This is a genomic window from Pseudomonas chaetocerotis, from assembly GCF_015712105.2.
Classification (GTDB): Bacteria; Pseudomonadota; Gammaproteobacteria; order Pseudomonadales; family Pseudomonadaceae; genus Aquipseudomonas; species Aquipseudomonas chaetocerotis.
Genome location: NZ_JACFYX020000009.1, coordinates 79375 through 92630, shown reverse-complemented (window position 1 = coordinate 92630; position 13256 = coordinate 79375). Strand labels below are relative to the sequence as shown.

Annotated in this window: 9 protein-coding genes and 1 pseudogene; 8 read left to right on the top strand and 2 right to left on the bottom strand. The window is 63.7% G+C overall.

What is annotated here, in order from left to right; all coding sequences use genetic code 11:
- Positions 1-62: 62 nt before the first annotated feature.
- Positions 63-2126: a TonB-dependent receptor family protein gene (locus H3221_RS16885; RefSeq protein ID WP_224490658.1), complete on the top strand. Its 2064-nt coding sequence runs from the start codon at positions 63-65 to the stop codon at positions 2124-2126.
- Between the two features lie 22 nt (positions 2127-2148).
- Here H3221_RS16885 and mnmC read toward each other — a convergent pair.
- Positions 2149-4129: pseudogene (gene mnmC / locus H3221_RS16880) on the bottom strand (bifunctional tRNA (5-methylaminomethyl-2-thiouridine)(34)-methyltransferase MnmD/FAD-dependent 5-carboxymethylaminomethyl-2-thiouridine(34) oxidoreductase MnmC).
- Between the two features lie 135 nt (positions 4130-4264).
- On the opposite strand from mnmC, the gene pap reads away from it, so the two are divergent.
- The 3 genes from pap to H3221_RS16865 all read left to right on the top strand — a co-directional run bounded on the left by pap (position 4265) and on the right by H3221_RS16865 (position 7891).
- Entirely contained in the window at positions 4265-5752 is a 1488-nt protein-coding gene (gene pap / locus H3221_RS16875; protein ID WP_196476520.1) for a polyphosphate:AMP phosphotransferase, read from the top strand.
- 197 nt (positions 5753-5949) lie between these two features.
- Complete coding sequence (locus H3221_RS16870) at positions 5950-7137, top strand: thiolase family protein (RefSeq protein WP_196476519.1); 1188 nt, start codon at positions 5950-5952, stop codon at positions 7135-7137.
- A 133-nt stretch (positions 7138-7270) separates the two neighbouring features.
- Positions 7271-7891, top strand: coding sequence for a LysE family translocator (locus tag H3221_RS16865; protein ID WP_196476518.1), 621 nt, complete (start codon positions 7271-7273; stop codon positions 7889-7891).
- Positions 7892-7900: 9 nt separating this feature from the next.
- Here the strand turns inward: H3221_RS16865 and H3221_RS16860 are convergent, their stop codons facing one another.
- Positions 7901-8371 (bottom strand): Lrp/AsnC family transcriptional regulator, encoded by a 471-nt coding sequence (locus H3221_RS16860; RefSeq protein ID WP_196476517.1) that lies wholly within the window; start codon positions 8369-8371, stop codon positions 7901-7903.
- Between the two features lie 131 nt (positions 8372-8502).
- Between H3221_RS16860 and kynB the strand changes: the two genes are divergently transcribed.
- From kynB to H3221_RS16840, 4 genes are all read left to right on the top strand, one after another.
- Positions 8503-9144: an arylformamidase gene (gene kynB, locus H3221_RS16855; protein WP_196476516.1), complete on the top strand. Its 642-nt coding sequence runs from the start codon at positions 8503-8505 to the stop codon at positions 9142-9144.
- A gap of 9 nt (positions 9145-9153) precedes the next feature.
- Positions 9154-10407, top strand: coding sequence for a kynureninase (gene kynU / locus H3221_RS16850; RefSeq protein WP_196476515.1), 1254 nt, complete (start codon positions 9154-9156; stop codon positions 10405-10407).
- Between the two features lie 122 nt (positions 10408-10529).
- A complete protein-coding gene (locus tag H3221_RS16845; RefSeq protein ID WP_224490668.1) occupies positions 10530-11795 on the top strand; it encodes an OprD family porin in 1266 nt (421 codons plus the stop codon).
- A 36-nt stretch (positions 11796-11831) separates the two neighbouring features.
- Entirely contained in the window at positions 11832-13247 is a 1416-nt protein-coding gene (locus H3221_RS16840) for an amino acid permease (RefSeq protein ID WP_196476513.1), read from the top strand.
- Positions 13248-13256 lie beyond the last annotated feature (9 nt).

Sequence of the window (13256 nt, the reverse complement as noted above, 5' to 3'; positions counted from 1 at the left end):
TTACAAAGTTCTAGAGTTCGCTCCTTTTTGGGCTACGGCCGTTCACTGGGGGAGCGATTCTCATGTGTGTCGTCAGACGCAGTTACCTGGCGCTGGGCGTAGCCCTGGCCTTTACCCATCTGCCCGCCATGGCCGAGCGTGTGGAGCTGGAAGGCACCGAAGTGGTGGGCGACTGGCTCGGTGAGGCGAGCGAGCAGGACGTACTCAACCACGCCGGTGCGCGCAGTGTGCTGCGCCGCCAGCAGATCCAGGAAAGCGGTGCGAGCAGCGTACGCGAGGTCTTGCGTCGTGTACCCGGTCTGCAGGTGCAGGACAGCAATGGCACCGGCGGCAGCGATATTTCCCTCAACGTCGGTACGCGCGGCCTGACCTCGCGACTGTCGCCGCGTGCCACCATCCTGCAGGATGGCGTGCCCCTGGCGGTGGCGCCCTATGGTCAGCCGCAGCTGTCGCTGGCGCCCACCAGCCTGGGCAACATCGAGTCCATCGACGTCGTGCGTGGCGGTGGCGCGGTGCGTTATGGCCCGCAGAACGTCGGCGGCATCATCAACTTCGTCACCCGCGGGATTCCCGAGGAGTTGGCGCGCGAGGTCAGCTTCCAGAGCGAATCGGCGCCGGCGCAGGGTGGTTTCCTCAACCGCAGCAGTGCCTTCCTTGGTGGCACCGCGGATAACGGTCTGGGCATGGCCCTGCTGTATTCGGGCGTGCGCGGCGATACTTACCGCGAGCAAAGTGGCACGCGCATCGACGATGTGATGCTCAAGTACCGTTACGCCCTGAGCGAGATCGACGAGTTGTCCGGCAGCCTGCAGTACTACCGCGCCGACGCCGACATGCCGGGCGGCCTTAGCGCTGCCGAGTTCGACCGTGATCCCTATGCCAGCAATCGCCCGTACGACAATTTCGAGGGGGACCGCAAGCAGGCGGTGATCAAGTACAAGCGCAGCCCAGATGCCTTGAGCAGCTTCGAGGTCACCAGCTTCTACAACACCAGTTACCGGGGCGCAGTGCTGGCCAACAATGGTGCCGACAGCCTCACCTGGCTGCGTGAGTTCCCCCGTCACTACGAGGTGTTCGGCATCGAGCCGCGTTATTCTCAGGTGCTGTTCGTTGGCGACAGCAGTCACGAGCTGGGTGTCGGCTATCGCTACACCGAGGAAGACTCGGCCGAGAAACGCTACGATCGCATCGGCTTCGGCAGCGGCGGCAACCCGTACAGCGTGCCGCGTCGTCTGGCCGCTTCGAGCAGTGCCAGCACCGAGGCGCACGCTCTGTACATCGACGACCGTATCGATATCGGCCGCTGGACCCTGACCCCCGGCCTGCGTTACGAACAGGTGCGGGTGACCTCGCGCAATCGTCTCAGCGGCATGGATCAGAAGCAGCGCTACAGCGAACCGCTGCCGTCGCTGAACCTGATGTATCACCTGTCCGATGCCTGGAAGCTGTATGCCAACGCCAATACGTCATTCGGCAGCATTCAGTATTTTCAACTGTCCCAGGAAAACGATCTGCAAGGCGAGAAGGCTTATACCTACGAGCTGGGCACGCGATATGACGATGGTCTGTGGAACGCTGAGCTGACCCTGTTCCGCATCGATTTCGACGATCAGTTGGAATTGACCAATGCCGTGTGGCGCAATGCTGGCGAGACCCATCACCGCGGCGCCGAGCTGGCCGGTGGCATCGATTTTGCCGCTCTCGACCCCCGTCTGGTGGGACTTTCCGTTTATGCCTCGCTGGTGCTGACCAAGGCCACGCGCGAGGAGGATGGTCCCAATCAGGGCAATGACGTGCCGTTCTATTCGCGTCAGGTCGCCACGCTCGGCCTGCGTTACGCCAGCGGCCCTTGGGTGTGGAACCTGGACGGCTACGCGCAGACCCGCCAGTTCGCCGACTCCGCCAATACCCGTGAGGAAAGTACCGACGGCGCGCTGGGAGAGATCCCCGGCTATGCCAGCTGGAACGCCCGCAGTGAGTACGATTTCGGCAATGGCCTGACGCTGGCCGCTGGGGTCAAGAACCTCCTGGATCGCCAGTACTACACCCGCTCCACCGATACCAACCGCGGCAAGTATCTAGGCCAACCGCGCACGTTGTACGTGCAGACCAGCCTGAGCTTCTGAGCAGGGACCGGCTCGCCAAACCTCAGGTGGGCGAGCCGGCGCCGCGAATCAAGGTGCGCAGCATGAAACGATTGGGGTGGCAGGCCTCGGCCACCTCACGTGGCAGCGGCAGGGGCTCGTTCTCCAGCCAGGCGGCAATCAGTTCGCCCGACAGCGGGGCAGTGATCAGCCCGCGCGAGCCGTGGCCGCTGTTGATGTAAAGGCCGTGCAGCCAGGGGCAGGGCGTATCCGGTACCTGGCGGGCGTCCTTGGCCAGTACCGCATAGGCCTCGGCGAAGGTTTCGGCATCGGCCAGCGGCCCGACGATCGGCAGGTAGTCCGGGCTGGTGCAGCGGAACGCGGCGCGGCCTTCTAGCGTCGCCGGGTCGAGCGTCTGTGCATCCAGGCGTTCGGCGAGATCCGTGGAAATGTCCCGCAGCAGCTCCAGGTTGCCGGCATGCTCGGCCACGCTGGGTGTGAGGTCGTCGCTGTGGAAGTCGAAACTGGCGCCCAGGGTGTGTTCGCCTTCGCGCGGCGGAGCGACATAGCCTTCGGCGCAGACTACAGTGCGCAGTTGACTGCTGAGTGAGTTGGCCGGCAGGCGGCTGATCTGCCCACGGATACGCTTGAGCGGCAGGTTCGCATCCGGCAGCAGGCGGCCGATTTCGGCGGCGCAGGCCAGTACCAGCACCGGGGCTTCGACCAGCGTGCCGCTCTGCCCGTCGACGCACCAACGATCATTTTGCCGACTCAGGCTCAGCGCCTCGTGATAGGGGCGCAGCTCGATCAAGGGGTGTTGCACCAGTTGCCGGCACAGTGCCGGTGGATGCACCCAGCCGGCGTCGGGGTAGAACAGACCGCCGGCTGGCAGAACGATGCCGGCCAGCGCTTCGGCCTGCTCGTGCCCCACGGCGTGCAGCAGGTCAGCCGGAAAGGCTGCGGCCAGTTTGGTCTGGCGCGTGGCTTCCTTGTCATCGAAGGCCAGTTGCAGCACGCCGCAAGCGTCCCAGTCCGCACCGCACTGCAGGCGTTCGAGCAGCCGGCGGGTATGACCGAAGCCGGCGACGATCAATTGTGACAACGCGGTGCCATGGGCCGAAAGCTTGAGGTAGAGCACGCCCTGCGGATTGCCCGAGGCCTCGCAGGCAACCGCCGCGTGGCGCTCCAGCAGGCTCACTCGCCAGCCGCGCGCGGCCAGGCTGGCGGCCGTGGCGCAGCCGGCCAGGCCTGCGCCGATCACCACCGCGTGTTTTTCCTGTGTGGGCCGAGCGTGGCGACCTGACGCGAATAGAACGGCACGTCATTGCCCTGATTGGGACCATGAAGTGCCCTTTGAGCACTTCCCATTTCTTGCCCAGGCCGGGCACGCGGCGCATCTGGAAACCGGCCTCGTTCAGCGCCCGGCGCACCACGCCGGCGCTGCTGAAGGTGCCCAGGGTCGCGTTCGCTGCAGACAGCCGGGCCAGTTCGGCGAACAGCTCGGGCGTCCACATCTCAGGGTTTTTCGCCGGGTTGAAACCGTCGAGAAACCAGGCGTCGATGCGCGCATCCAACAGCGGTAATTGTTCCCTCGCGTCGCCGATCAACAGGGTCAGCACCACTCGACCACCCGCCAACAGCAGGCGTTGGAATCCGGGGTGAATGGCGCGGTATTGGGTCAGCAGTTCTGCGCTGAACGGAGTCAGCTCCGGCCACAGGGCGAGGGCGCGCTGCAGGTCGTCGTGACGCAACGGGTACTTCTCCACGCTGACGAAGTGCAGGCGGGCACCGGCGGGCGCCTGTTGCTCGAACAACTGCCAGGTGCAGAGAAAATTCAGCCCGGTACCGAAACCGGTCTCTCCAATATTCAGGCATTCGCCATCGGTGAGAGCGGCGAAGCGCGCCGCCAGATCGTTGTTGGCGAGGAAGACATAGCGCGTCTCTTCCAGGCCGTTTTCCTGGGAGAAATAGACGTCGCCGTAGCTGCGCGACAGAGGCTGGCCGCGCTCGTCCCAGTCGAGCTGGGCGTGATGGGTGTCTGGCATGGGAGAGGTCCGCTGGATCGTGTTGCGATTCTACCGTGCTCGGGTACCTCGGCGCTGGGACAAGGCGCCGCGGCTGCAGGCAAAAGCGGGCTTCATCCGTTACTCTGTGAGGATCGCTTCCAGGGAGGTTGTCGCATGTTCGAATCCGCCGAAATCGGCCGCAGCATCGATAAAGCCGTGTTCGAGGCCGAAGAACCGGCGCTGCGCGAAGCGCTGTTGGAGGCACAGTATGAGTTGAAGCAGCAGGCGCGGTTTCCGGTCATCGTGCTGATCAATGGCATCGAAGGCGCCGGCAAGGGCGAGACGGTGAAACTGCTCAACGAGTGGATGGACCCGCGGCTGATCCAGGTCAGCACCTTCGACATACAGACCGACGAAGAGCTGGCGCGGCCGCCGGCCTGGCGCTACTGGCGGCAGTTGCCGCCCAAGGGGCGCATGGGCGTGTTCTTCGGCAACTGGTACAGCCAGATGTTGCAGGGGCGGGTGCACGGCAAGTTCAAGGATGCCGTGCTGGACCAGGCCATCGACGGCGCCGAGCGCCTGGAACGCATGCTCTGCGATGAAGGCGCGCTGATCTTCAAGTTCTGGTTTCACCTGTCCAAGAAACACATGAAGGCGCGACTCGAAGCGCTCAAGGACGACCCGCTGCACAGTTGGCGCATCAGCCCGCTGGATTGGCAGCAATCGAAGACCTATGACAAGTTCGTCCACCACGGCGAACGCATCCTGCGCCGCACCAGTCGCGACTACGCGCCCTGGTACGTGGTCGAGGGCGTCGATCACTATTACCGCAGCCTCACCGTCGGGCGCATTCTGCTCGAAGGCTTGCAGGCGGCGTTGGCCAATCCGCAGCGCGTCCAGCTGCAACCCCATGCCGCGCCGCTGGTGTCCAGTCTGGACAATCGCGGGTTGCTGGCCAGCCTGGACATGACCCAGGCGCTGAGCAAGGACGACTACAAGGAGCAGTTGGCCACCGAGCAGGCGCGACTGTCCGGCCTTATGCGTGACAAACGCATGCGCAAGCATGCCCTGATTGCGACATTCGAGGGTAACGATGCTGCAGGCAAGGGAGGGGCCATCCGCCGTGTGACCGGCGCGCTGGACCCGCGTCAGTACCGCATCGTGCCGGTGGCGGCACCGACCGAGGAAGAACGTGCCCAGCCCTATCTATGGCGCTTCTGGCGGCACATTCCGGCGCGCGGCAAGTTCACCATCTTCGACCGCAGCTGGTACGGCCGCGTGCTGGTGGAACGGGTCGAGGGCTTTTGCAGCCAGGCCGACTGGCTGCGCGCCTATGGCGAGATCAACGACTTCGAGGAACAACTGACCAACGCCGGGGTGATCCTGGTGAAGTTCTGGCTGGCCATCGACCAGCAGACCCAACTGGAGCGTTTCAAGGAGCGTGAGCAGATCCCTTTCAAACGCTTCAAGATCACCGAGGAGGACTGGCGCAACCGCGACAAGTGGGATGACTACGCCGATGCGGTGGGCGATATGGTCGACCGCACCAGCACCGAGATCGCGCCCTGGACCCTGATCGAGGCCAACGACAAGCGCTTCGCACGGGTCAAGGTGCTGCGCACCATCAACGAGGCCATCGAGGCGGCGTTCGCCAGGGATTGATGCCTGGTCGCGGCTAGAGCGGAGTGCCGCCCAGCCGCTTCAGCCGCGATGCTTTTGCATCGTTGCCGATGGCCCCGGATTGCATCCGGGCTACGCTGTGCATCGCCTCGTATACGCCAGATCAATGATGGTCGCGCCCTGGGATCGGCTGGATTTATCTTCACGCCATTCGCCATCCAATAACAACGAGGTGCGTCATGCGTGAAGTGGTGATCGTCGACAGCGTCCGGACCGGCCTGGCCAAGTCCTTCCGCGGCAAGTTCAATATGACCCGGCCGGACGACATGGCCGCCCATTGCGTCGATGCGCTGCTGGTGCGCAACGGCATCGACCCGAAGCAGGTCGATGACTGCATCGTTGGCGCTGGTTCCAACGAGGGTGCGCAGGGCATGAACATCGGCCGCAACGTCGCCGTGCTCTCGCGCCTGGGTAATCCGGTGGCAGGCATGACCCTCAATCGCTTCTGCTCCTCGGGCCTGCAGGCTATCGCCATCGCCGCCAACCAGGTGGCGTCCGGCTGCAGCGACATCATCGTCGCCGGCGGCGTCGAGTCCATCACCATGACCCTGAAAAGCATGAACATGGACAACCTGTTCAACCCGCTGCTGCAGCAGGACAACCCCGGCATCTACTACCCGATGGGCAAGACCGCCGAGATCGTCGCCAACCGCTACGGCATCACCCGCGAAGCCCAGGACGCCTACGCCCTGCAGAGCCAGCAGCGCACCGCGCGGGCTCAGGCCGAAGGTCTGTTCGCTGACGAAATCGTGCCGATGACGGTCAAGTATCTGGTCGAAGACAAGGCCACTGGCGAGAAGAGGATCGTTGACGGCGTGGTCGAGGCGGACGACTGCAACCGCCCGGATACCACCCTGGAATCCCTGGCCAAGCTGCAGCCGGCATTCGATCCGGCTGGCAGTGTGACGGCCGGCAACGCCTCGCAATTGTCCGACGGTGCCTCCATGACCTTGGTGATGAGCCTGGAAAAAGCGCTGGAACTGGGCCTCAAGCCAAAAGCCTATTTCCGCGGTTTCACCGTGGCCGGTTGCGAGCCGGACGAGATGGGCATCGGCCCGGTGTTCTCGGTGCCCAAGCTGCTCAAGGCCAAGGGCCTGAGCGTGGCTGATATCGACCTGTGGGAACTCAACGAAGCCTTCGCCTCGCAGTGCCTGTACTGCCGCGACACGCTCGAGATCGACAACGAGAAATACAACGTCAATGGCGGCTCCATCTCCATCGGCCATCCATTCGGCATGACCGGCTCGCGCCAGGTTGGGCATCTGGTACGCGAGCTGCAACGCCGCGAGCTGCGCTACGGCATCGTCACCATGTGCGTGGGCGGCGGCATGGGTGCCACCGGGCTGTTCGAGGCGTATCGCGGCTAAACCTGGGGTGCGCCGCGCGCACCACTGGCAACACGCATCGCATGAACGAACCACGGTGCGCATGGCGCACCCTACGGTTTGAACGATGCGCTGTTTATACTCGCGCTCTGCCCTGTTGACGGAGCGCCTGCCGATGCCCTTTGCCGAAAACCTGATCGCCTTCACTCTGGCGGCCACGCTGCTGACCCTGACGCCAGGGATCGATACAGCGCTGGTGCTGCGCACTGCCGCAGTCGAGGGCCGGCAGCAGGCGTTTCGCGCAGCGCTGGGCATCAATGCCGGCTGCTTGCTCTGGGGCGCGGCGGTGGCCTTCGGTCTGGGGGCGCTGCTGGCGGTTTCCGAATTGGGCTACAACCTGCTCAAGTATTGCGGCGCGGCTTACCTGGCCTGGCTCGGGCTGAACATGCTGCTGCGCCCGCGCACCTCACTGGCGCCCGCACAATCGAGCGGCACGACCGATGCCAACTGGTTCCTGCGCGGTCTGCTGGGTAACGTGCTCAATCCCAAGGTGGGGATTTTCTACGTCTCCTTCCTGCCGCAGTTCATTCCGCACGGGCAGCCGCTGATCACCTGGACATTCGCCCTGGTGGGTATCCATGTCGCGCTCAGCCTGGTCTGGGCACTGCTGCTGATCGGTGCCACCCAGCCGCTCGGTCGCTGGCTGCGGCGCGAGGTGGTGATCAAGTGGATGGATCGCAGTACGGGGCTGATCTTCGTTCTGTTTGCGGCGCGCCTGGCCTTGAGTCGGCGTTGAGTCCGTGCGTCAGTAGCGCAGCAGGTCGAGGCTGGCGGCGCTGTCCTTGACCTTTTGCAGGATGATTTCCGAACGAATGTCGGTCACGCCGTGGGCGCGGTTCAGGCGCATGACGATGAAGTCGGAGAACTGCTTGAGGTTGCGTGCTTGCACCCTGAGCACGTAGTTGCTGGCGCCGGTGACGATGTAGGCGCTGACCACTTCCGGCCAGCCCTGAAGCTGCTCGACGAAGCGCTCGTGCCAGTCGTCCTCATCCTGGCGCATGGACACATGCACCAGCGCCTCCAGCTCGATGCCCAGGCGCTCGCTGTCCAGTACCGGACGGTAACCACGAATGACGCCGCTGTCCTCCAGATTGCGCAGGCGCCGCAGGCAGGCCGAAGGCGACAGGGCCACCCGCTCGGCCAGCTCCTGATTGCTGATACGTCCGTTCTGTTGCAGGCAATGGAGAATGCGCAGATCGATACTGTCGAGCGTCATTCGAATTAAATTCCTTGATTTGATGTAAAAGCAGAATTATCTGCGGTGATGCGCCGATTATGGAACAAAGATAGCACGATAATTCAGGTCTTCTTGCAGCATCATCCTTTCAGCCTTGGGAGGAAAGGATCATGCGCGACGCCCCGCAACTCTGGGATATCAGCCCACCCCTGAACAGCAGCACACCGGTCTGGCCCGGTGATACGCCGTTTCAGCAGCACGCCTGCTGGCGTCTTGACGAGCACTGCCCGGTGAATGTCGGACGCATCACGTTGTCACCGCATACCGGTGCGCACGCCGATGCCCCCTTGCACTATCAGCGCGACGGTGTCGCCATCGGTGCTGTCTCCCTGGCGCCTTATTTGGGGCCTTGCCGCGTCATTCATTGCCTGGCGCATGATGGCTTGGTACAGCCCCATCACCTCGAAGCCCATCTCGCCGACGTACCGCCCCGGGTGCTGATCCGTACTCACGTGCAGGCACCTCTGGATCGCTGGCCGGATACCTTCGCCGCCATCGCCGCGTCGTCCATTGCTCTGCTGGCTCGCCATGGCGTGTGCCTGGTGGGTACGGACACCCCCTCGCTCGACCCGCAAACGAGCAAGACCCTCGATGCGCATCACGCCGTGGCTGCCCACGGCCTGGCGATTCTCGAAGGGTTGCTGCTCGATGCGGTCGAACCGGGTGATTACGAGCTGATCGCCCTGCCACTGAAATTCACTGATCTCGATGCCAGCCCGGTGCGTGCCGTGCTGCGTCGCCTGTCGACTTAGGAGCCGACCATGACAACGACAAGACACGCCTGCCTTGAGCGCGATGCCCGTGATCCCCTGGCGCCGCTGCGTGACGCCTTCGCCCTGCCAGAGGGCATGATTTACCTGGATGGCAACTCCCTCGGTGCGCGTCCGCGCGCAGCGCTGGAACGCGCGAATCAGGTGGTGGCCGAGGAGTGGGGCAATGGCCTGATTGGCAGTTGGAACGAAGCCGGTTGGCGTGCGCTGCCGGAGCGCCTGGGCAACCAGTTGGCGCGTCTGATCGGTGCCGACGACGACGAAGTGGTGATTACCGATACCACGTCCATCAACCTGTTCAAGGTGCTGGTGGCAGCCTTGCGCGTGCAGGCCGAGCGTGATCCGTCGCGCAAGGTCATTGTCACCGAGCGCAGCAACTTCCCCACCGACATCTACATGGTCGAGGGGCTGGCGGATTTGCTACAGCAGGGCTACAGCCTGCGTCTTGTTGATCGGCCCGAAGCGTTTCCGGCGGCTATCGGCAGTGATACGGCGGTGGCACTGATTACGCAGGTCAACTACAAGACCGGCTACCTGTACGACATGCAGGCGTTGACCGCACATGCCCACGAATGTGGCGCGCTGACCATCTGGGACCTGTGTCATTCCGCCGGTGCGGTGCCGATCGATCTCAAGGCGGCCAACGCCGACTACGCCATTGGCTGCACCTACAAGTACCTCAACGGTGGGCCGGGTTCGCCCGCGTTCGTCTGGGTCGCACCGGCCCTGCGCGAACTGGTCTGGCAGCCGCTGTCGGGTTGGTGGGGACATGCCCGCCAGTTCGGCATGGAGACGCGTTACGAGCCGGCACCTGGCATCGGTCGCTACCTGTGCGGGACGCAACCGATCACCTCGCTGGCGATGATCGAGTGTGGCCTGGAGATTTTCGCCCGCACCGACATGCAGGCACTGCGTGCCAAGTCGCTGGCCCTGACCGATCTGTTCATCGAGCGCGTGCAGGCGCGTTGCGGCCAGCACCCGCTGGAACTGGTGACACCGCTGGAGCACGCGCGTCGCGGCAGCCACGTCAGCTTCGAGCACCCGGAAGGCTACGCGGTGATTCAGGCACTGATCGAGCGCGGTGTGGTCGGCGATTACCGTGAGCCGCGCATCATGCGCTTCGGTTTCACGCCGCTGTACACGCGCTTCGTGGATGTCTGGGATGCGGCTGAAACCCTGGGCGAGATCCTCGACAACGAAACCTGGCGACAGGAGCGCTTCATGACCCGCAAACAGGTGACCTGACAGCCTATTCACCCCTCAAGCGCCCGCAAGGGCGCCACCTCCGACTCTCAGCCATAACCACAACAAAAGGTGATGAGATGAACCTTCCACGATTAACGCTGCCTGCCGTGCTGCTGGCGGCTATGTACAGCCCTGTGCTGCTGGCCGATGAGGCTGCCGATGGCTTTGTCGAAGACGGCCAGCTGAGCCTCAACCAGCGTAATTTCTATTTTCACCGCAACCTGCTGAACAACCCCGGTGGCCAGAACTACCGTGAAGAATGGGCGCATGGACTGACGCTGGATTACCGTTCCGGCTACACCGAGGGCACCGTCGGCTTCGGGCTGGATGCCTATGCCAGTCTGGGCCTCAAACTCGACAGCAGCCGGGCCCGCACCGGTACCGATCTGCTGCCCATCGATTCGCGCGGGCGCCCCGAAGATCACCACGCCAAGGCCGGTGCTGCGGTGCGCATGCGCGTCGGCCTCACTGAGTTGAAATATGGCGACCAGTTGCTGATCAACCCGGTGTTCGGCACCGGCAATGCGCGCCTGTTCGCACCCATGCCACAGGGTTTTTCCCTGAGCAGCCGCGAGGTGTCCGATCTGCTGCTCGAGGCCGGGCACTTCACCTCGGCCACCGATGGCAATTCGACCAACCGTGACGGCGCCCTCAAGGCGCTGTTCGCTCAGGTCGAGACGCGGCGCGTCGACTACCTGGGCGCAAGCTGGACGCCCAACGACGCCACCACGCTGTCGGTCTACGCCTCGCGCTTCGAGGACATCTGGCGCCAGGACTACCTCGGCGTGAGTCACCAGTGGCCGCTCGCTGCGCAGCAGAGCCTGACCCTCGACTTCAACCTGTATCGTACCCGTGACCAGGGCCAGCGCCGCGCCGGCCCCATCGATAACCGCACGGCCTCGCTGGCGCTGAGCTACCGCTACGGCGCCCATGGCCTGACCCTGGCGCATCAGCGCGTCGACGGCAACGAACCGTTCGACTACCTGGGCTTCGACCGGCAGTCCGGCACCTCCATCTACCTGGCCAACTCGGTGCAGGTCCTGGACTTCAACGCGCCCAACGAGCGTTCCTGGCAACTGCGTTACGACCTCGATCTGGCCCCGTTCGGTGTGCCCGGCCTGAGCTTCATGACGCGCTACATCCGCGGCGACCACATCGACGACAGTCACCGTTCCACCCGCAGCGTCTACCAGCGCTATGGCGAGCATGGCAAACGCTGGGAGCGCGACATCGAGCTGGGCTACGTGGTGCAACAGGGCAGGGCCCGCGACCTGTCGATCCGCGTGCGTCAGGCCAGCATCCGCTCGACCGGCCAGGTCGGGCTGGCCGACAGCGCCGACAACAACGAAGTACGCGTGATCATCGACTACCCACTGCAACTGCTCTGACGCCCCGCCATAACGACAAGACTTTCGAGGCATACGATGAACGACAAGACAGGATTCGCCGCAATCACGGCGCGAGAGCAGGGACTCAAGCGCCAACTCACGGCTGCACAGATGGCCATGATCGCCATTGGCGGTGCCATCGGTACCGGCCTGTTCATGGGCAGCAGCTATGCCATCGGCTTTGCCGGCCCCGGCGTGCTGGTCAGCTACGCCATTGGTGCGTTGATCGCCCTGCTGCTGATGGGCTGCCTGGCGGAAATGACCGTGGCCCATCCCACTTCCGGCTCCTTCGGCGCCTATGCCGAGTTCTACATCAGCCCGCTTGCAGGCTTTCTGGTGCGCTACGCCTACTGGGCGGCCATCGTCCTGGCGGTGGGCACCGAGGTAACGGCCATCGCGGTGTACATGAAACACTGGTTTCCCGAGGTGGCCAGTTGGGTGTGGATCGTGCTGTTCTCGTCCGCTCTGGTGGTGACCAATGCGCTCAGCGTCAAGGCGTTCGGTCATTTCGAGTACGGCTTTTCGGCGATCAAGATCAGCGCCATCGTCGCTTTCATCCTGCTCGGCGCCTGGCTGGTGTTCGGCAGTGCGGACCCGGCCTACGGCTTCCACCATTATCAGGAACACGGTGGCTTCATGCCCAACGGCTTCAGTGGCGTGTGGATCGCGGTGATCATCTCCATCTTCAGCTACCTGAGCATCGAGATGATTGCCGTTGCCGCAGGCGAGGCCGAACAGCCGGAGGTGGCGGTCAAGCGTGCGTTTCGCGTGACCATGGTGCGTCTGCTGGTGTTCTACATTCTGACTCTGGCGCTGATTCTCGCCATGGTGCCGTGGAACCAGTCGGGGCAGGGCGCGCAGAGCCCGTTCGTCACGGTCATGCAGCAGGTGGGCATTCCGGGTGCCACGGGGCTGATCAACTTCGTCATCCTCGTGGCCGCGTTGTCGGCCATGAACAGTCAGCTCTATACCACCACCCGCATGATGTTCAGCCTCGCCCGTGCCGGTCATGCGCCGCGCATCATGGGGCGTCTGGCGTCCAACGGGATTCCGGTTTACGCCCTGGCGCTGTCATGTACCGGTATCGCGCTGGCGACGCTGGTCAACCTGATCTTTCCCGAAGAGTCCTTCGTGCTGATGATGGCTATTTCCATCTTCGGTGCGCTGTTCGCCTGGATGATGATCTTCCTCACCCATTACCGTTTTCGTCGCTACCACGAACGCAATGGAGGCCTGAACCTGTCGTTTCGCATGTGGGGTTTTCCCTGGGCCACGCTGCTCGGTTTCGCCTTGATGGCGGCGATTCTCGTTACCACGGCGTTCGTGCCGGACTTCCACATGACGCTGGTGTTCGGAGTGCCCTTCCTGCTGCTGTTGTGTGGTGCTTTCCGTCTGCTCACCCGGCGCAGGGCGCTGCTGGTGCAGCCAGAGCATGTGCAGATCCACTCCTAGCCTGTCTTC

Coding starts and splice junctions, on each gene's coding strand:
- H3221_RS16885 (WP_224490658.1), top strand. CDS start 63: ATGTGTGTCGTCAGACGCAGTTACCTGGCGCTGGGCGTAGCCCTGGCC.
- pap (WP_196476520.1), top strand. CDS start 4,265: ATGTTCGAATCCGCCGAAATCGGCCGCAGCATCGATAAAGCCGTGTTC.
- H3221_RS16870 (WP_196476519.1), top strand. CDS start 5,950: ATGCGTGAAGTGGTGATCGTCGACAGCGTCCGGACCGGCCTGGCCAAG.
- H3221_RS16865 (WP_196476518.1), top strand. CDS start 7,271: ATGCCCTTTGCCGAAAACCTGATCGCCTTCACTCTGGCGGCCACGCTG.
- H3221_RS16860 (WP_196476517.1), bottom strand. CDS start 8,371: ATGACGCTCGACAGTATCGATCTGCGCATTCTCCATTGCCTGCAACAG.
- kynB (WP_196476516.1), top strand. CDS start 8,503: ATGCGCGACGCCCCGCAACTCTGGGATATCAGCCCACCCCTGAACAGC.
- kynU (WP_196476515.1), top strand. CDS start 9,154: ATGACAACGACAAGACACGCCTGCCTTGAGCGCGATGCCCGTGATCCC.
- H3221_RS16845 (WP_224490668.1), top strand. CDS start 10,530: ATGTACAGCCCTGTGCTGCTGGCCGATGAGGCTGCCGATGGCTTTGTC.
- H3221_RS16840 (WP_196476513.1), top strand. CDS start 11,832: ATGAACGACAAGACAGGATTCGCCGCAATCACGGCGCGAGAGCAGGGA.